The organism is Devosia sp. (genome assembly GCF_028290435.1).
Taxonomy (GTDB): domain Bacteria; phylum Pseudomonadota; class Alphaproteobacteria; order Rhizobiales; family Devosiaceae; genus Devosia.
The window spans coordinates 15,737-33,001 of record NZ_JAQGJV010000082.1 but is presented as its reverse complement, the minus strand read 5'-3'; the positions used below and the strand labels follow the sequence as shown (position 1 = coordinate 33,001).

The 17,265-nt window shown below is 63.2% G+C and carries 19 protein-coding genes; 7 read left to right on the top strand and 12 right to left on the bottom strand.

Going from position 1 to position 17,265, the window contains the following annotated elements; genetic code table 11:
- Window positions 1-25: 25 nt before the first annotated feature.
- From JWP26_RS18225 to JWP26_RS18215, 3 genes are read right to left on the bottom strand one after another with little or no spacing between them, the layout of a single operon-like run.
- Window positions 26-493 (bottom strand): flagellar protein FlgN, encoded by a 468-nt coding sequence (locus JWP26_RS18225; protein WP_299731047.1) that lies wholly within the window; start codon window positions 491-493, stop codon window positions 26-28.
- The gene (locus JWP26_RS18220) at window positions 490-822 is read right to left on the bottom strand and encodes a rod-binding protein (RefSeq protein ID WP_299731044.1); all 333 of its coding nucleotides are present in this window, start codon (window positions 820-822) and stop codon (window positions 490-492) included. The genes JWP26_RS18225 and JWP26_RS18220 overlap by 4 nt, the downstream gene beginning before the upstream one ends.
- Window positions 822-1,880, bottom strand: coding sequence for a flagellar basal body P-ring protein FlgI (locus JWP26_RS18215; RefSeq protein WP_299731231.1), 1,059 nt, complete (start codon window positions 1,878-1,880; stop codon window positions 822-824). Before JWP26_RS18215 ends, JWP26_RS18220 begins: the two co-directional genes overlap by 1 nt.
- A 324-nt stretch (window positions 1,881-2,204) precedes the next feature.
- Between JWP26_RS18215 and JWP26_RS18210 the strand changes: the two genes are divergently transcribed.
- Window positions 2,205-2,627 carry a flagellar assembly protein FliX gene (locus JWP26_RS18210; protein WP_299731041.1) on the top strand — a complete coding sequence of 141 codons (423 nt, stop codon included), beginning with the start codon at window positions 2,205-2,207 and terminating at the stop codon, window positions 2,625-2,627.
- Window positions 2,628-2,826: 199 nt separating this feature from the next.
- On the top strand, window positions 2,827-3,246 hold the full coding sequence (dksA, locus tag JWP26_RS18205; RefSeq protein ID WP_299731228.1) for an RNA polymerase-binding protein DksA: 420 nt from the start codon (window positions 2,827-2,829) through the stop codon (window positions 3,244-3,246).
- Between the two features lies 1 nt (window position 3,247).
- Here the strand turns inward: dksA and treZ are convergent, their stop codons facing one another.
- Window positions 3,248-5,149, bottom strand: a complete 1,902-nt coding sequence (treZ, locus tag JWP26_RS18200) for a malto-oligosyltrehalose trehalohydrolase (protein WP_299731038.1) — start codon at window positions 5,147-5,149, stop codon at window positions 3,248-3,250.
- Window positions 5,150-5,533: 384 nt separating this feature from the next.
- Between treZ and JWP26_RS18195 the strand changes: the two genes are divergently transcribed.
- On the top strand, window positions 5,534-7,969 hold the full coding sequence (locus JWP26_RS18195; RefSeq protein ID WP_299731035.1) for a methyl-accepting chemotaxis protein: 2,436 nt from the start codon (window positions 5,534-5,536) through the stop codon (window positions 7,967-7,969).
- Window positions 7,970-8,032: 63 nt separating this feature from the next.
- Here the strand turns inward: JWP26_RS18195 and JWP26_RS18190 are convergent, their stop codons facing one another.
- The 8 genes from JWP26_RS18190 to flgF form a co-directional block, all read right to left on the bottom strand.
- On the bottom strand, window positions 8,033-8,182 hold the full coding sequence (locus JWP26_RS18190; protein WP_299731032.1) for a hypothetical protein: 150 nt from the start codon (window positions 8,180-8,182) through the stop codon (window positions 8,033-8,035).
- Between the two features lie 50 nt (window positions 8,183-8,232).
- Window positions 8,233-9,723, bottom strand: a complete 1,491-nt coding sequence (locus JWP26_RS18185; RefSeq protein ID WP_299731029.1) for a carboxypeptidase M32 — start codon at window positions 9,721-9,723, stop codon at window positions 8,233-8,235.
- Between the two features lie 39 nt (window positions 9,724-9,762).
- On the bottom strand, window positions 9,763-9,942 hold the full coding sequence (locus tag JWP26_RS18180) for a hypothetical protein (RefSeq protein WP_299731026.1): 180 nt from the start codon (window positions 9,940-9,942) through the stop codon (window positions 9,763-9,765).
- A 142-nt stretch (window positions 9,943-10,084) separates the two neighbouring features.
- Window positions 10,085-10,249, bottom strand: a complete 165-nt coding sequence (locus JWP26_RS18175; RefSeq protein ID WP_299731023.1) for a hypothetical protein — start codon at window positions 10,247-10,249, stop codon at window positions 10,085-10,087.
- A gap of 217 nt (window positions 10,250-10,466) precedes the next feature.
- A complete protein-coding gene (gene flgH, locus JWP26_RS18170) occupies window positions 10,467-11,204 on the bottom strand; it encodes a flagellar basal body L-ring protein FlgH (protein WP_299731020.1) in 738 nt (245 codons plus the stop codon).
- A 21-nt stretch (window positions 11,205-11,225) separates the two neighbouring features.
- Complete coding sequence (gene flgA / locus JWP26_RS18165; protein ID WP_299731017.1) at window positions 11,226-12,170, bottom strand: flagellar basal body P-ring formation chaperone FlgA; 945 nt, start codon at window positions 12,168-12,170, stop codon at window positions 11,226-11,228.
- 14 nt (window positions 12,171-12,184) lie between these two features.
- Window positions 12,185-12,970, bottom strand: coding sequence for a flagellar basal-body rod protein FlgG (gene flgG / locus JWP26_RS18160; protein ID WP_299731015.1), 786 nt, complete (start codon window positions 12,968-12,970; stop codon window positions 12,185-12,187).
- 11 nt (window positions 12,971-12,981) lie between these two features.
- The gene (gene flgF, locus JWP26_RS18155) at window positions 12,982-13,719 is read right to left on the bottom strand and encodes a flagellar basal-body rod protein FlgF (protein ID WP_299731225.1); all 738 of its coding nucleotides are present in this window, start codon (window positions 13,717-13,719) and stop codon (window positions 12,982-12,984) included.
- Between the two features lie 284 nt (window positions 13,720-14,003).
- Here flgF and JWP26_RS18150 point away from each other — a divergent pair, with 284 nt between their 5' ends.
- Genes JWP26_RS18150 through JWP26_RS18135 form a run of 4 tightly spaced genes read left to right on the top strand, consistent with a single transcriptional unit; the run spans window position 14,004 to window position 17,189 of the window.
- The gene (locus JWP26_RS18150; protein ID WP_299731013.1) at window positions 14,004-14,483 is read left to right on the top strand and encodes a flagellar basal body-associated FliL family protein; all 480 of its coding nucleotides are present in this window, start codon (window positions 14,004-14,006) and stop codon (window positions 14,481-14,483) included.
- Window positions 14,483-15,646, top strand: a complete 1,164-nt coding sequence (gene fliM, locus JWP26_RS18145) for a flagellar motor switch protein FliM (RefSeq protein WP_299731011.1) — start codon at window positions 14,483-14,485, stop codon at window positions 15,644-15,646. Before JWP26_RS18150 ends, fliM begins: the two co-directional genes overlap by 1 nt.
- Window positions 15,643-16,080: a DUF6468 domain-containing protein gene (locus JWP26_RS18140; protein ID WP_299731009.1), complete on the top strand. Its 438-nt coding sequence runs from the start codon at window positions 15,643-15,645 to the stop codon at window positions 16,078-16,080. Before fliM ends, JWP26_RS18140 begins: the two co-directional genes overlap by 4 nt.
- Window positions 16,077-17,189, top strand: a complete 1,113-nt coding sequence (locus JWP26_RS18135) for a hypothetical protein (protein ID WP_299731006.1) — start codon at window positions 16,077-16,079, stop codon at window positions 17,187-17,189. The genes JWP26_RS18140 and JWP26_RS18135 overlap by 4 nt, the downstream gene beginning before the upstream one ends.
- Window positions 17,190-17,265: the final 76 nt, after the last annotated feature.

Genomic DNA, 17,265 nt, shown 5'->3' with positions numbered 1-17,265 from the left:
GGTTTTTAATCAAATGGGAGACAAATCAAAGGGAGCGATTGACCGCGATGCCGCGGGCCGAGGAAGCCGGATCGACGGAAATGGCGCCGCTTTTGCCGTAAATGCGGGCCTTGTCGTGTTGTCCGACCATTTCGGCGACGTCGGACAGCAGGTCTTCGGTGACCGTGCGGGCCGTTGCCAATACGCGAAGATTCTCCGCCATCTGGGTGGCGAGGCGCTCGTGGCCATTGCGCAGGCGATCGATCAGCTCGGGTGCGTCGGCCTGAAGCCGGGCCGCCTGGCGCTGCACCGAGCGGGCCAGCACCACATAATCCTGGGCCAGACGCGCCTTCTCGGCGGTCAGGGCGACGGCCTGGTTGTGACGGCCGGCGCGCAGCAGGGTGGTCTCCTGGTTCATCACATCGACCAGAGCCGTCAGCGCGATTTCCGCCTGGCTGCACAGATCGGGCGATGGCATGGTGTCGAGAGCTTCAATGCGGGCTGCGGCGGTCATCGTGTCGATGCTCCCTTAGAGGTCATATTGTAAGGATTTTGGGCGGCTTCCTGCATCTTCACCAAATCGCCCATCATCTGGTCGGCAATGCCGAGCCCGCCGTTCTGGGCCATGGAATTGGCGATCTGTTCGGACTGCATCGAGCGCCAGGTTTCTTCCCCGAAGCCGCCGCCAAACGAGGCCTGGTCGGTCTTGAGGGAGGAAAACATCTGCTTGGTCAGCGTGTTGAGGAACACGCCTTCGAGTTCTTCGGCCTGCTTGCGCAGGCGGCCCATGGCGGCTGGATCAAGGCTGGTGGGCTGGGTTGGCGTGGCGCCACGCAGTTCCATTACAGCACCTCGATTTCGGCTTGCAGCGCACCGGTAGCCTTGATGGCCTGCAGGATAGCGATGAGGTCGCGCGGGGCGATGCCCAGCGCATTGAGGCCATCGACCAGTTGCTGCAGTGTCACCGACTCGTTGACGACGGCTAGAGCGGTATTGGAGAGGTTGGCGTTGATATTGGTGCTCGGCTGCACCGCCGTCACGCCGTTGCTGAGCGGGGCGGGCTGCACCACGGTGGGGTTTTCGGCGATGGTTACGGTCAGGTTGGACTGAGCCACAGCGACGCTGGAAACCCGCACATCCTTGCCGATGACGATGATGCCGGAATTCTCGTCGATGACGATCTTGGCGGTCTGGTCGGTTTCGATGACCAGTTGTTCGATATCGGTCACCAGGTCGACGATATTGCCGTTGAAGCCGCGGGGCAGGGTGAGCCGCACGGTGGAGGGGTCTTCGGGGGTCGCGGTTGGGGTGCCGATAAAATCGTTGATGGCCAGGGCAATGCGGCGCGAGGTGGTGAGGTCGGGATTGCGGAGGGCAAGACGGAGCGTGGACTGGGCGCCCAGCTTGAAGTCGATTTCGCGTTCGATCACGGCGCCGGAGGAAATGCGGCCGGTGGTCGGCACGCCCGAGATGATCGTGGCGGCGTCGCCTTGGGCCTTGAAGCCGTTGATGGAGACCGGGCCCTGGGCGATGGCGTAGACTTCGCCATCGGCGCCGAGCAGGGGGGTCACCAATAGGGTGCCGCCTTGCAGGCTCTTGCTGTCGCCGAGGGAGGCGACCGACACGTCCATGCGCGAACCCTGGGTGGAGAAGGGCGGCAGGTTGGCGGTGACCATCACGGCGGCGACGTTGGCGGTGCGCACGTTCTGGCCGGCGGTGTTGACGCCGAGCCGCTCCAGCATGGATTGCAGCGATTGCTTGGTGAATGGCGAATTGTTGAGGCTGTCGCCAGTGCCGTCGAGGCCGACTACAAGGCCGTAGCCGACGAGCTGGTTTTCGCGGATGCCTTCGACATCGACGATGTCCTTGATCCGCGCCGCGGCGGCCTGGGCGGGCGCCATCGGCGCGATCAAGGTCGCTGCCGCGATCCAGCCCGCCAATACAATCCGTAACAGCTTTGCCATAGTCTTGGGTCCCCGATGGGGCAGCGCCATCCCCATGGCACCGCTTCACCCTCCCATTAGCGAAAACCGTGCCAAAGCAGATACACTGCGGTTAACGAGCTGATAAATATGGGGTTTTGTGATGTCCAAGCTGTCATCTGCCGCCGCGATGGCCTTGGCGAGGGGCGGGGTAAGCAATTCTTGCCGGGCCTGTTAACGTCTTGTTAAGAGATTGCGGCAGATTTTGCCGGATATAGACACCAATTCATTTGAGTCCCCTCCTTGCGCATCGACACTGTCCAGCGAAACAACGGCGTCAATGGACGCGGCCCGGCGGGTCGCGATCAGGGCGGCGCTGTCTTCAATCCGACGGGTGCCGAGGCGCCGGCCCGGGCCGCCACCACCGCACCGGCCGCCGCCGCCGCGTCGCTGGATTATCTGCTGGCGCTGCAGGGTGTCGAAGACCCGCTGCATGGACGCAAGAAAAAGGTCATCATGCTTGCCCGCACGCTGCTCGATGAGCTGGAAGAGGTGAAAGCCGATCTGCTGGCCGGACAGGTCAGCCCCGAACGGCTCAACAATCTCATGGCCATGGTGGCCCAGGCGCGCGAACGGTCCGAGCCGGGCCTCGATGGTCTGCTCGACGATATCGACCTGCGGGTGCGGGTTGAGCTGGCCAAGCTCGGGCTGTTTCCAGCCTTTTGAGCGGCCATCTGACTTGCCGGAACGAGTTTCCAAACGGTCTTTGAGAGACAGCGTCGTTACAATGTCATCGATCGGGCGCTATGCGCCTGATGCGAAAGGGGTCTCACAAGTTAATCACAGCGCCGTTGGCCGCTTGCCGGTCCTCGCCTGCTGGACTATAGAGGCCCACTTATGGGGTGCATTGGAGTTGAGTCTGCTGATGTCTTCGGTTGTTGACGTAGTTGAATACCGGCCCAGTGACGACGAGCCGTTCATGAACCCGCGGCAGCGGGAGTATTTTCGGGCCCGCCTGAACGGCTGGAAGGAAGATATCCTTCGCGAAAGCCGCGGCACCCTGGAAAACCTGCAGGAAGAAAGCCAGAACCATCCCGATATGGCCGATCGTGCCAGCTCGGAAAGCGATCGTTCGCTGGAACTGCGGACCCGCGATCGTCAGCGCAAGCTGATCTCCAAGATCGACGCCGCGCTTAAGCGGATCGACGACAACACGTATGGTTATTGCGAAGAAACCGGCGAACCCATCGGGATCGCCCGGCTCGACGCCCGCCCGATCGCCACGCTCAGCCTGGAAGCCCAGGAAATGCACGAGCGCCGCGAGAAGGTCTATCGGGACGAATAGGTCACTGCACCGAGCGCCTGATCGAACTTATGAGGCTCGCAGCGATGCGGGCCTTCATATCGATGGCGCCAAACAATAGCGCGCTCCGGCCGGGCAAAATCCAGAATTTGCTCATATCCGAGGCGTAGCGACCGGACCCGCCATAGTCGGGATGCTCGCTCGACCAGATCGCTTCCCAGTGCCGGCCCGCCGGTGGGGCCACCAGGGGATCGGGAATGATGTTCATGTGCCGGTCGTGGCCGAGATTGATGAACAGCAGGCGGTCATCGCCGTCTTCCGCCAGATAACGCAGGAAAAACGCCTGGTCGCCCAGCACGGCGCCATCGATGTGCGCGCCCTTGCCCTGTTGGGTGAAGGCGGTTTCGCTGCGGCGCAGGCGGAGCAGGTCGCGGTGCAGGGCGACGATTTCGCCGTGCTGGTCGTATTCGGCCCAATCGAGCTTGCTGGCGGCAAAGGTTGCCGGGTCGGCCGGATCGGCAAGACGCTCATCCATGGCCGGGTCGGAAACGCCGGCGAACTGGCGCAGGTTTTGCGCGCGACCCTTGGCGATGGCGGCGGCGGTTTCGCCGGTGAAGCCGGCAAAATAGAGAAAGCGCGTCGAGGCGCCGAATTCCTGGCCGTGGAACAGGCAAGGGGTTTGCGGCGAGAGCAGGAATAGCGCGGTAATCGCCCGCACGGCGCCGGGCGATCCGAGGCGATCCATCCGCAGGCCACGCGCCGAATTGGCGACTTGATCGTGGTTCTCGAGGAAATGCACGAAGTTGGTGGGCTTGAGGTTCAGCGACGGGGTGCCATAGGGCTGTTCGCGCATGTCGGAGCGCTGGCCCTGATAAAGGAAACCGTATTTGGCGGCGGCGAGCAGTTCGCTCGGCGTGCCGTGGTAGTCGCGATAGTAGAAGTCGTTATGGCCGGTCAGCGCGACGCGGGCAGCATGGTGAAAGTCGTCATTGCCGATAGCATCGATGCCATAGCCGCCGGCTTCGGGGCGGTCGACGAGGCGGCGGTTCTGCGGCTGGTTTTCCGCCACGATGAAAAGTTGGCGATCCGGCGCCGCGGCGCGGGCGGCGGCGGCGATTTCGGCGATGATGTGGGTGTCGCTGTCGTCGAACAGCGCCTGGGTGGCGTCCAGCCGCAGGCCGTCGAAGTGGAATTCGCGGACCCAATAGACGGCGTTCTGCACCATGAATTCGCGCACACCGGCCGCGCCGTCGTCGTCGAAGTTGAAGATGGCGCCCCATTCGCCCTGATGCTTGGTGCTGAAATAGTGGGGGCTGAAATCCTTGAAGCGATCGCCGAGGCCGGCATGGTTGTAGACCACGTCGAGAATGACGCCGATCCCCAGCGCGTGGGCCCGGTCGATGAAGTGGCGCAGATCGTCCGGCTGACCGTAGAGGTGGCTGGGGGCGTAGGGCAGGACGGTGTCGTAGCCCCAGCCGAAGGTGCCATTGAATTCCCCGATCGGCATGACCTGCAAGACGGTGATGCCGAGGTCGCGCAGGGTCTGCAACCGTTCGATGGCGGCGTCCCAGGTGCCTTCGGGGGTGAAGGTGCCGATATGGACCTCGTACAGCACCTGCCCGTCGGGAGGGACGCCGCGCCAGTGGGCGTCGCCCCAGGCGAAGATGTTGTCTGTGACGACGGATGGACCCTCGGGGCCTTCGGGCTGCCAGCGCGTGGCGGGATCGGGCAGGGCCTCGCCGCCGTCGAGCTGGAACCGGTAGCGCGTGTCCGGCCCGATATCAGGCACGAAGACGCTGAAATAGCCGTCCTCGGCCGACTGCATCGGCAGCGGTACATGACCTTCGAGAACGAGCGATACGGCCCGGTGACCTAGAGCCCAGACACGGAAATGCGTGCCATCGGGCGTGGCCTCGGCACCAATTGGGTAACGGCGTGCGGTCATGAGGCTCTACCGGAAACGCGGGCAGGCGAGCGGGCGTGATTGAATTTGTACACGGGTGCTTATGGATGGAATGGCGACGGTTGGAAACGGGCGCTCGTCACAAACGTTCCGGCCCAATGTGTGGTTTGGCCTGCCGGGGCAGTGAGCGTCTGGGCGGTGGGCTTGTCGTGGGCCATCCGAGCGGCCAATTCCCGGTGTATTATCCTTTAGCAGTAGGGATTTACGCTTAGGGGGCAGCGCTGCGACACTTTAGCCGGGCGGTGCCATGGATATCTTTGCGGGGCAGGCCGGAAATTGACCTTCCGTTAACGACGAATCCGCAGATTCCCATAGACGCGCATGAGGCGCCGAAACGGGCAGCAGAACGCTGCGGGGCAGAATCAAATGTCAAAAACCTCTAATTTCCGGCTGCCGGCGCTGAAGATGCGCGGCAAGCTGATCCTCGCCGCTGCGGCGGTTTTCACAATCGCCATCGCGGGCAGCTTGTTCTACGTGGTCAGTACCATCCGCGAGGGCGACCTCAGCGACGCCGACCGGGTCGTGCTCGGCATTGCCGAAAACAAGGCGGCCGCCATCAATGTCGAACTGGGCCGTTACGTCGCGGCGAGTACGGCAAATGCGGAGACGGCGACGGCCCTGCTCTCGACGCAAACCATGATGCCGGATGCCTACGGCGCCATCGTGCTGCAGCAGTTGGAAAGCCTGCCCAAGGCGAGCAGCGTTTCGATCGTGCTGACGCCCGACGCCGGGGTTGCCGCCAATCAGTTCTATGCCTCCTCACCGTTCATGACGCCGGATGGCCACTTTGCCGCCTTTGCCCAGCGCGATGCCAATGGCAAGGCCAGCATTGTCCCGTTCCCAATCGCGACGGCGGCCTTTAGCTGGATGGATGCACCCGTGGCTGCCGACGGTCCGACCATCCAGGGTCCGATCAATTATGACGGCATCCTCTACACCTCATTCTACAACACGATCCACGACGCCAGCGGCAAGGTGGTTGGCGTCTCGGGCATCGATTTCGACTCGCGCCAGATCCAGGCCGTGGTCGGCGCCGAGGCGCCACTGGGCAGCGGCTTTATCGGCGCTCTGGACGAACAGCAGGTCTGGCTGCTCAACGCCGACGACAAAGTGCTGGGCACCAAGGCGGAAGACGCCTGGGTGGTCAACGCCGTCAACGCGCTCAAGGACAAGGACGTATATCAATATGTCGACACCGTCGGCGGCGCGTCGTGGCGCGTGACGGTCAAAAATTTCGACGTTCCCAACACGACCGAAAAATGGATGGTCATTGCCGCGGTGCCGGAGGCGACCCTGCTCGCAGCGGCCGACCAGCAGCGCAATATCATGATTGGCGGCGGCATCGGCGTGCTGCTCGCGGCGATTGCGGTGTTCTGGCTGGTGGGTAATTCCATCGCCAAGCCGGTGATGCGCATGACAGCGACGATGCGCCGGATCGCCAATAGCGAGTTCGATATCGAAGTGCCCTATGCCGGCCGAAAGGACGAAATCGGGCAGATGTCGAACGCCGTCGAGGTGTTCCGCCAAAACGGCCAGCGCGTTGCGCAGATGACCGAGGCGGAAGCCGCGCGGATCATCGCCGACCAAGCTAACCGCGCCGCCATGATGAGCGAGTTGCAGAGCGCCTTCGGGCTGGTGGTCGACGCCGCCATCGCGGGCGACTTCAGCCGCCGGGTCGAGGTGGAATTTCCCGATCCGGAACTCAATGGCCTGGCGTCGAGCGTCAATGGTCTGGTGGAAACCGTCGAGCATGGGCTTTCCGAAACCGGCGACGTGCTGGCTGCGCTGGCCGATACCGACCTGACCAAGCGCATGGAGGGCGAATATTCCGGCGCCTTCGCCAAGCTCAAGGCCGACACCAATGCGGTGGCGGACAAGCTGACCGATATCGTCGGGCAGTTGCGCGAGACGTCGGGTGCGCTCAAGACCGCCACCAGCGAAATCCTGTCCGGCGCCAATGACCTGAGCGAACGCACCACCAAGCAGGCGGCGACGATCGAAGAGACTTCGGCGGCGATGGAGCAGTTGGCGGTCACGGTGGTGCAGAACGCCGAGCGGGCCAATAATGCCAGCGTGGCGGCCGGTACGCTGACGCGGACGGCCGAAGAGGGCGGGCAGGTGATGAGCCAGGCCAATCTCGCCATGGACAGGATCACGGCGTCATCGTCCAAGATCTCCAACATTATCGGGCTGATCGACGATATCGCCTTCCAGACTAACCTCTTGGCGCTGAACGCGTCGGTGGAAGCGGCGCGGGCTGGTGAGGCCGGCAAGGGCTTTGCGGTGGTTGCGGTGGAAGTGCGGCGACTGGCGCAATCGGCGGCGCAGGCGTCCAGCGAGGTCAAGCTGTTGATCGAGCAGAGCGCCAGCGAAGTGAATGGCGGCAGCAAGCTGGTGGCGGAAGCCGCTGGCAAGTTGCAGGCCATGCTGGTGGCGGCGCGCCAGAGCCATGAGCTGATGGATGGGATTGCCCGCCAAAGCCGCGAGCAGGCCTCGGCGATCGAGGAAGTCACCGTGGCGGTTCGCACCATGGACGAGATGACCCAGCACAATGCCGCGCTGGTGGAAGAGACCAATGCGGCGATCGAGCAGACCGAGGCGCAGGCCAGCGAGCTCGACCGCGTAGTGGGGATTTTCACGCTGGACGAGCATCGGGTTGCGGCGCCATCGCGGGCTCCGGCACGGGAGCCGGCGCCGCGGAGCATGGGCATCAAGGCGTTGCAGAAGAAGGTGGTTTCCGCCGCGCGCACGTATATGACGCACGGTAATGCGGCGGTGGATAAGGACTGGAACGAGTTTTAGTTCTGTCGGCATTTGATGAACGAAACAGGCCGCCCCTCGGGGCGGCCTCTTGCTTTTGGGCGGTCAGTGCCGCTTGAAGTATTGGACTTCGCGCTCGTGTTTTTCGGCGGCGGCGCGGTTGTCGAAGGTGCCGAGGTTGCGCCGCTTGTGGGTTTCCGGGTCGACCTTGCGGGAATAGAGCCGGTATTCGCCCGATTTGAGCTTGCGGATCATGGCGTTTCTCCTTTCAGGGAAGGAAAAACGCCGATGCCGCCGAGCCGTTCCTAGCCGAGATAGCGCTGCTTCAGATGTGACTTGAACACCGCGGCGTTGAGCGGCTCGCCGGTGGCGCGGGTGATGAGGTCGGGGGTGGAATAGCGTGAGCCCTGAGTCCAGATGTTATCGCTGCGCCATTGATTGACGCCGGTGAAGTCGCCCTTGGCGATGTCGGAGCGGACATTGGGATTGGTCTTTTCCAGCGCGGCCCATTGCTGGGCGGCGATCATGGCGCCCAAGGTGTAGCTGGGGAAATAGCCGAATGCGCCGCCAGGCCAGTGGACGTCCTGCATCGGGCCATCCTTGGGATCGGCGAGGGTCGACAGACCGAGATATTCGGTCATCTTGGCGTCCCAGGCTTCGGGAATCTGGCTGGCCTCAAGCTTGCCGTTGACCAGGTCCTGTTCCAGTTCGTAGCGCAGGATGACGTGGAGCGGGTAGGTGACCTCGTCGGCATCGACGCGGATATAGCCGCGTTCAACGAAGTTCACCTCGGCCAGCACATCCTCGATATCCCAGCCGGGGATGGCGTCGGCGCCAAGGTGCAGGTGCACCAGCGGCAGGGCGAATTCCCAGAATTCGGGGGAGCGGGCAAGCTGCATCTCGACGAACAGCGACTGGCTCTCATGGATGCCCATCCCACGCGCCTTGCCGAGCGGCCAATGCGACCAGGCTTTGGGCAGGCCCTGCTCGTAAAGGGCGTGGCCGGTTTCGTGCAGCACGCCCATCAGGGACGAGAGGAATTCGTCGGTGCGGTAGCGCGTGGTCATGCGCACGTCGGTGGGCACACCGCCACAGAACGGGTGGTGCGAGACGGCGAGCGAGCCGTGGGTGAAATCGAAACCGACGGCGCGCATGGCGGCGAGGCCGAGTTCGCGCTGCTTTTCGATGGGGTAGGGGCCGTTGAGGGATTTGCGCGGGCGCTTGGCGAGGCGTTCGGCCTGGGCGTCGAGCGCCTCGGGGACGAAGCCTTTGAGGAAGGTCTTGAGATCGGAAAATACGGTATCGAGTTCGGCGGTGCGGTTGCCGGGATCGTATTGTTCCATCAGGGCGTCATAGGGCGCCAGCTTGAGGGCATCGGCGCGCAATTGGGCTTCCTCGCAGACCAGGGCGACGACGCCTTCGAGCGCGGGCAGGAAGCTGTCCCAGTCATTCTTGGCGCGCAGTTCGCGCCAGAGTTGTTCTGACCGCATGGTGGCGGCGGTGCGGCGTTCGACGAACTCGGTGGGTAGGCAGGTGGCGTTGATGTAGCTGCGCTTGAATTCGGCGAGGGCCAGACGCTGATCCTCGGATTCGGGTTTGGCGGCCTCGATCCAGTCGGCGATCTGGGGGGCGGTGGCCTGCGCGTGGTACATGCCGGCCAGGTTCGACATCGCCTCGGCGCGCTTCTCGCCGCCGCCGACGGCCATGTGGGTGGCTTCGTCGGCGCCGAGAATGGAGAGGGCATGTTCGAGCGCTTCGAGCTTGTAGCCGAGATCGTCGAGTTTGGCAAAGGACATGGGAGGCTCCGGATATCAGTGCCGGAGATGTTCCACAGCCTAGCGCCAGATGAAAGGCCAGTGCAGGGGTTTTTCGTGCGTCATTGCCATCAGCACCACCGCGACACCAGCGCCGATGGCGACACCCAGCGCCATGCCTAACATCAAGTTTCCAGTGGCGAGGCCAATGATGAGGCCGAGACACAATCCAAATGAAATGCCGAGCGGAAGAAAAGCCATAGCGCGTCCTCCTGAACCCGAAAGAACGCTAAGTTACAGTTTGAAGTTCCACTGGTAAATATTGGTATGGATAATGCTTCGTTAATTGGGCGCTGGATGGAATTTAATGGATCAAGCAATTCCGGCCAATATGATGGAGGGTTTATTTTGGCCGGCTGCTGCCATTTATCGCCTGCCACACACCGCCTATGGCGATGCCGAGGGCAATGCCGATGCCGATTCCCATCGCGATATTGCCCATCACGGAGCCAATCGCGACGCCGAGGACGAGCCCGAGGATGATGCCGGAGGTCAGGGACTTGGTCATTCTGGTTCTCCTTGTCTGTGAGTGTCACACATGGGGACCGGAGCAAGCTTACGAAAGAGCCATGGCCAAAATGGGGAAGAGGCGCAGCCGGGGGACTGCGCCTCTCTGGTGGCCGCCTCTGTTCTGGAGACGAGCCTTGTGGCAATTCCTTCTGGACCTTGCCGAGGAGCCAGCCGCACCAATGGGGGATTGCGCGGCCGGGAAGGGGAGTTCTGCCTTAGAAGGGCAGGATGGCGTCCATCACCTGCTGGCCGTAGCGCGGCTGCTGCACGTCCGTGATCTGGCCGCGGCCGCCGTAGGCGATACGGGCTTCGGCAATCTTGGACGACGGGATGGTGTTGTTGGCCTGGATATCGGAGGGGCGGACAATGCCGGCGACGATCAGGTCGCGCACTTCGAAGTTGACGCGCACTTCCTGGCGGCCCTCGATCACCAGATTACCGTTGGGCAGGACCTGGGTGATGACGGCGGCGACCGAAGTCTGCAGGCTTTCCGAGCGGTTGACTGAGCCGTTGCCTGCGTCCTTCATGCCCGAGGTGATGTCGACAGCGCCGCTGGGGTCGATGGCGCCGGCGCTCAGATTAGTGACCGCGGAGCCCAGGATGCCGCCGAGACCGGCCGAGTTGGACGAGCTGCGGGCGCGCTGGGTGGCGTTGTCGATCTGCGCGTTATCGTTGATGGTGACCATCACAGTCAGGATGTCGCCGACGCGATGGGCGCGCTCGTCCTTGAAGAAGCCCTTGGCCGACATACGGTAGAGCGAATTGGGCTGGTACGTATCTTCGATTGCCTCGGGCATCGGCATGCGGACCGGTACGTAGCCCGCCACCGTCGTGGGGTCCTCGATGGCGGTGAGGCGCGGGGCGTTGCCGACATCGGCGAGGCGGTCGATGGTGTTACAGCCGGCCAGCGCAGCGGTCAGGGCCAGGATTGCGGTGATCTTAAAAAGGGTCATGAGAATTCTCCTGAAAGCTGGTCAGAGGCCGGCGAGAGCGAGCGGATCCTTGCTCACTTCGACGGCGCCGGCGGCGAGCGCCTTGGCGGTGATGACGCGCTTGGACATAAGATTGAGCACCTGGACCGGAGCCCCGGCAACGGCGTTGGTGATGGCCTGGCCCTTGACCGTCAGGGTCATCGGACCCTCGCGGAAGTAGATGGTGACGAGGTCGTTGCGGGCGATCATCGTGGGGGTCGAGACATCGGTTGGCCTGAGCAGCATGCCCTCGCGGCTCTGGCGATTGAGCTGCATGCCGATCAGTTGCGCGGCGTCGGCAAAACCCGTGCTGTCGCCGTTACGAAGCGAGACCGGGCGCATTTCGATATCGGTGGCCGAGATGACGGTGCCAGCCGCCAGGTTTGCCGCCAGATGGGGGGCTTCGACGGTCAGGTCGAGTGTGCCGGAGACATCGAGCGGCTTAGCCATGCCGGCGACGGCGAAGCGGGCGATGAAGACGCCGTTGCCGGGCAGGTAGCGCAGGCTGAGCAGGGTGGCGGGTGCGTCGGTGGCTTCGGCGTTGATGGGGGTGACGGGCGTGGCGAACATGGCCTGGGCATGGACAGCGGCGCCGATAGTGCCGCGGGTCACGAGGTCACGGGCGATCAGGTCGGTCAGGACCGCCTCATCGACCACGCTGGCGCGGCGGATGACGTTGACGCTGTGCAGGCCATTGGCCTCGAAGGCGGCAATGCCGATACGGGCGGCGGCGGCGGTGATGGCGGCGACGGGGACCGAACCGCTGGTGCCGGGATTGGGCGCCCGGAACAGCGGGAGTTCAGCCTGGAGCCCCGCATCGTCGAACATGTCGCCGACGGTGACTACGGCGCCGATGACGACGACCTCGGCCTTGAGCTGCGGGGCGGCAAGAGCACTGCCGGCCAGCAGGGCGGTGGTGAATGCGGCGATGAGGGAGCGCTTGATCATTTACGGAGCTCCTATCAACGCAGTTGCGTGGTCGACTGCATCATCTCGTCGGCACCGCTGATCACACGAGCATTCATCTCGTAGGCGCGCTGGGCGGCGATCAGATCGGCGATTTCGGTGACGGAGTTGACGTTGGACATTTCGAGATAGCCTTCAAGCAGGTCGCCAACGCCATCGGCATTGGGCGTGCCAATCTGCGGGGCACCGCTGGCGGCGGTTTCGCCGAACAGGTTATCGCCGAGGGATTCAAGGCCGGCCTTGTTGACGAAACGGGCGAGCTGGAGCTGGCCCATCTGGGTCGGCACCGAGTCATTGGCCAGCACGGCTTCGACCATGCCGTCGGGCGAGATGCTGACCGACTTGGCGGTGCCGGGGATGGTGATGCCGGGCTGCAGCTCATAGCCGCTGGAGTTGACGATGGTGCCCTGGTCGCTGCGGTCGAACGAGCCGTCACGGGTATAGGCGGTGCGGCCATCGGGCATGTTGATCATGAAGAAGCCTTCGCCGCGGATGGCGACGTCGAGTTCTTTTTCGGTGGGCTCGACGCTGCCCTGGCTCATGATGCGCGGGGTAGCGACGGTGCGCACGCCCGAACCGATTTCGACACCGGCCGGCAGGTTGGTGCCCTGGTCCGAGGTTTGCGAGCCGGCGCGGGTGATCTGCTGGTAGAGCAGGTCCTGGAATTCGGCGCGCTGGCGCTTGAAGCCAGTGGTGCGCATGTTGGCGATATTGTTGGAGATGACTTCGACGTTGCGCTCCTGAGCGCTCATGCCGGTTGATGCGATATAAAGGGCTTTCATGGCATGATCCTTTAAGCGTTAGGGTCGCCGAGGCGCTGAATGGCACTGCGGCGCATATCGTCCTGGCGTTGCGACAGGGCGGCGGCGGATTCATAGGCGCGCTGCACCTTGATCATTTCAGCCATGCTGGAGACGCCCGAGACGTTGGATTTTTCGATGAAGCCCTGCATGACGCGGCTATCGGTCGGCGCGATCGGAGCGCCACCGGAGAACAGATTGCCGCCCTCATGATGGATGGCCTGCGGATTGGCAAATTCGACGATGCGCAGCCGGCCCTTGGCGCCGGCGCTGCTGCTGACGGCACCGTCTTCGGAAATATTGACGTCGGTTTCTTCGGGGCCGAACTGGATCGGGCCGCCGTCGCCGAGCACCGGATTGCCGCTCAGGTCGACCAGCGTGCCGCCGGCGTTGATCTGGAAGGCGCCGGCCTTGGTCCAGCGATCGCCGCCTGCGGTCTGCACGGCAAAGAAGCCGGCGCCGTTGATGGCGACATCGAGGGGGTTGCCGGTCTGCACCATGTCGCCGGCGGACAGGTCGTGCATGGTGGCCCAGTCCTGCACATAGGAGAGCGGCTGGTCCTTGCCCATGAAGTCCTGGTCGCGGGCCACGGGACCCACATATTCTTCAAACAGCGATTCTTCCGCCTTGAAGCCGGTGGTATTGATGTTGGCCATATTGTTGGCCACCACGTCCATCTGGCGCGCCAAGGCTATCTGGCGAGATAGTCCAATCAGTTGCGCATTCTTAATCATCGTTCAGTCCCCGAATATCCCCGAGCCGTCCCGCTTCCCCAAGCTGGCAGGCTCGATGTTAACCTTGCAGAAACCATGCCAGGTCGGAAAGGTGAATGAATTCAACGATCTGGTGCGATGGGGATGTGAATTTTGGCAGGAATTGCCGTGACGGGGCGGCAAATGCTGCCCGGCAATTTTTGCCGCATGGCCGGGATTTGTAACTATTCGTTAACCATCGATCGCTTAGCTGATGGCGGGGACGGAATCGTCCGAAAATCCCCTGTTCTCCGAGGTTTAGCATGGCCGCCGAAGCTGAAGTCGAAAGCGGCCCCGCTGCAAAGAAGGGCAAAGGCAAGCTGATCATCATCGCTGCCGCGGTCGTCGCCGTGCTGCTGGCCGGGGCGGGGCTCTACCTGTTCCTGTCCGCGGGCAAGACTGCGGACGCCGCCGCGGACGCGGCTTTGGCCGCGCATCCGACCTTCATCTTCAACCTGCCGACGATGACCGTCAATCTCAACAACGAGACCGACGGCGAGGCTTTCATGAAGCTGACGGTGGCGCTGGAAGTCGCCAATGAAGAGATGATGACCAAGATCCAGCCCAGCATGGCCAAGGTCGTTGACGCCTTCCAGGTCTACCTGCGCGAGCTGCGCAAGAGCGATCTCGAAGGCTCGGCCGGCATTTACCGGCTCAAGGAAGAACTGCTGCGGCGCGTGAACGTGGCGATCTATCCCGAGAAGGTGGAGAGCATCCTGTTCAAAGAAATCCTGGTGCAATAATGGCTGGTCCCAACGATCAGGATAAACTGGCGGAAGACTGGGGCCTGGACGATGTCCAGAACGGCTCCGAGCCCGCAGGCGAGACCAGCGCCGCCGATGCGGCCGCCGAATGGGCGGCGATGATCGACGCGCAGGCCGGCGCGGTGAATGATGGTGTCGACCGGGTGCTCAACCAGGACGAAATCGACAACCTGCTGGGCTTTGACTCGAGCGCCGCCAGCAATGTGGAACTGACCGGCGTACAGGCGCTGATCAATTCGGCGCTGGTGAGCTACGAACGCTTGCCGATGCTGGAAATCGTGTTCGACCGGCTGGTGCGGCTGGCGACAGTGTCGCTGCGCAATTTTACGTCGGACAACGTCGAAGTGACGATGGACTCGATCTCGTCGGTGCGGTTTGGCGACTATCTCAATTCCATCCCGCTGCCCGCCATCCTGTCGGTGATCAAGGCCGAGGAATGGGAGAATTACGGGCTGCTGACGGTCGACTCCAACCTGATCTATTCGATGATCGACGTGTTGCTGGGCGGACGGCGCACCGGCGGCAATGTGCGCGTCGAGGGGCGGCCCTATACGACCATCGAGATGGCGCTGGCGCGCAAGATGATCGACATCATTCTTGAAGACACCCACCGCGCCTTCGAGCCGGTAACGCAGGTGCATTTCAAGCTGGAGCGCATCGAGACGAATCCGCGATTTGCGGCGATCACGCGCCCGGCCAATGCGGCGATCCTGATCGAGCTGCGCATCGAAATGGACGATCGCGGCGGTAAGGTCGAAATCCTCTTGCCCTACGCCACCATCGAGCCGATCCGCGAACAGCTGTTGCAGATGTTCATGGGCGAAAAATTCGGCCGCGACGCGACTTGGGAAGGCCATCTGGCCACCGAGATTTACGCGGCCGATGTCGAGGTTGAAGCGGTGCTGCATGAGCAGGACCTGTCGCTATCGCGCGTGCTGAGCCTCAAGCCCGGCGATACCATCATGTTCGAACGTTCGCCCAACGATCCGGTGCGCCTGCGTTGTGGCGATGTCGATCTCACAGAGGCCATTATGGGCCATATTGGCAATCATGTTTCGGTGCGGGCGATTCGTCCGCTCAATTCGCCCAAGGTCACCATGGCGGCATTCGAGGCGATCGACGAGAAAATGGAAGGACGATGATGTTCGGTTTGCCTTTGGGGTTTTTCGTGGAATCGGCAGTCGCCGTGCTGATGGCGCTGACGATTGGATATTGCGTCGTGCTCAACAGCCGCCTCAAGCGGCTGCATGCCGACCGCTCGGTGTTGCAGCAGATGGTGGCGGACCTGGTGGGCGCCACTAATCTCGCCAACCAGGCGATCAAGGAACTCAAGACCACCGCCATGGACGCCGACCTGGCGCTGACGGCGCGGCTGGAAGAGGCCGAGCGCTTCGGGATCGAACTGGCCAACCACGTCAGCGCCGGCTCGATGCTGATGGAACGCATCGCCAAGATCACCAGCATCGCGCGCAGCCATCCGGTTGCCGTCGAGCCGGCGCTCGAAGAGACCAACAAGGTGCAATCGGCGCTGCAGCAGTTGAATGCGCGCGCTCGGGCCCGGGAGAACGCGGCGTGAAATCGATCCGTCTGCTGCCTGTCGTTATTCTGGCCGTCAGCGCGCTGCTGGTTCTCAAGACCATGGGCCTTGTGATTACCGGCAGCTACGTGCTCGGCGGCGTAACGACGGTGCAGGCGGAAGAGGGTGGGGGCCACGGTGCCCCTGCGGCTGCCCAAGTTGGCGCGGATGGCACGATGACGCTGCCGGTCGAGCCCACCATGGCCGATAGCAGCCCGACGCTGTCCGATGGCGCCCCGACGCTGGGGCAGCCTGCGGTGGCGGCAGGCGAACACGGCGCTGCGCCAGCCGCAGCGACGGGCGATCACGGTGCGCCAGCGCCCACCGAGGTTGCGCAAGCCGAGACGGGACACGACGCCGCGCCCGCGGGTGAAGGCGAGCATGGCGCACCGAGCGAACACGGCGCGGAGGGTGGTCTTCCCGCCGGCCTCGACGTGGTTTGCCCGCCAAGCGGTGCCGCCACCCCTGTCCTGGGCGAAGGGGCGACCAGTCCGGCGGCACTGGACCCTACGGCGGCTGCGCCTGCGGCTGGCGATCATGGAGCTCCTGCCGCGCCGACGGTTAGTGCCGGTTGCGTGCCGCTGACCGATGCCTTGCCGACGCGGCTGGGCGCCGATGGACAGCCGATCCCGCTGGTTGGCGAGGATGGCCAGACCCTGAGCGAAGCCGCTGTGCTGGAAAGCCTGGGCAAGCGTCGTGCCGAACTGCAGAATTACGAGCAGGAACTGGTGCTGCGCTCGTCGCTGGTCGATGCGGCCGAAAAGAAGGTCGCGGAACGCCAGGCAACCTTGCAGGCGCTTGAAGACCAGATTTCAGCACTCGTGGACCAGCGCACGCAGATGGAAGCCGGACAGTTCGCGGGCATCGTGACGCTGTATCAGAACATGAAGCCCAAGGACGCGGCGACGATCTTCAACACGCTCGACATCGAAGTGCTGCTAAAGGTCGCCAAGCTGATGAATCCCCGCAAGATGTCGCCGATCATGGCAGCGATGGACCCTGCGCGAGCGCAGGAATTGACGGTGCGGATGGCGGCTCTGTCCGACCAGCCACCCGAGCAGATGACGCCCGACGCGCTGGCCGCCCTGCCGCAAATCGTCGGCCAATAATATCGAAGAGTAGCAATGCCTTCTCGGTCTGCGTAAGGCGACGTTAAGTCCGGCGCGCTATGGTCAGCTCCAGTAG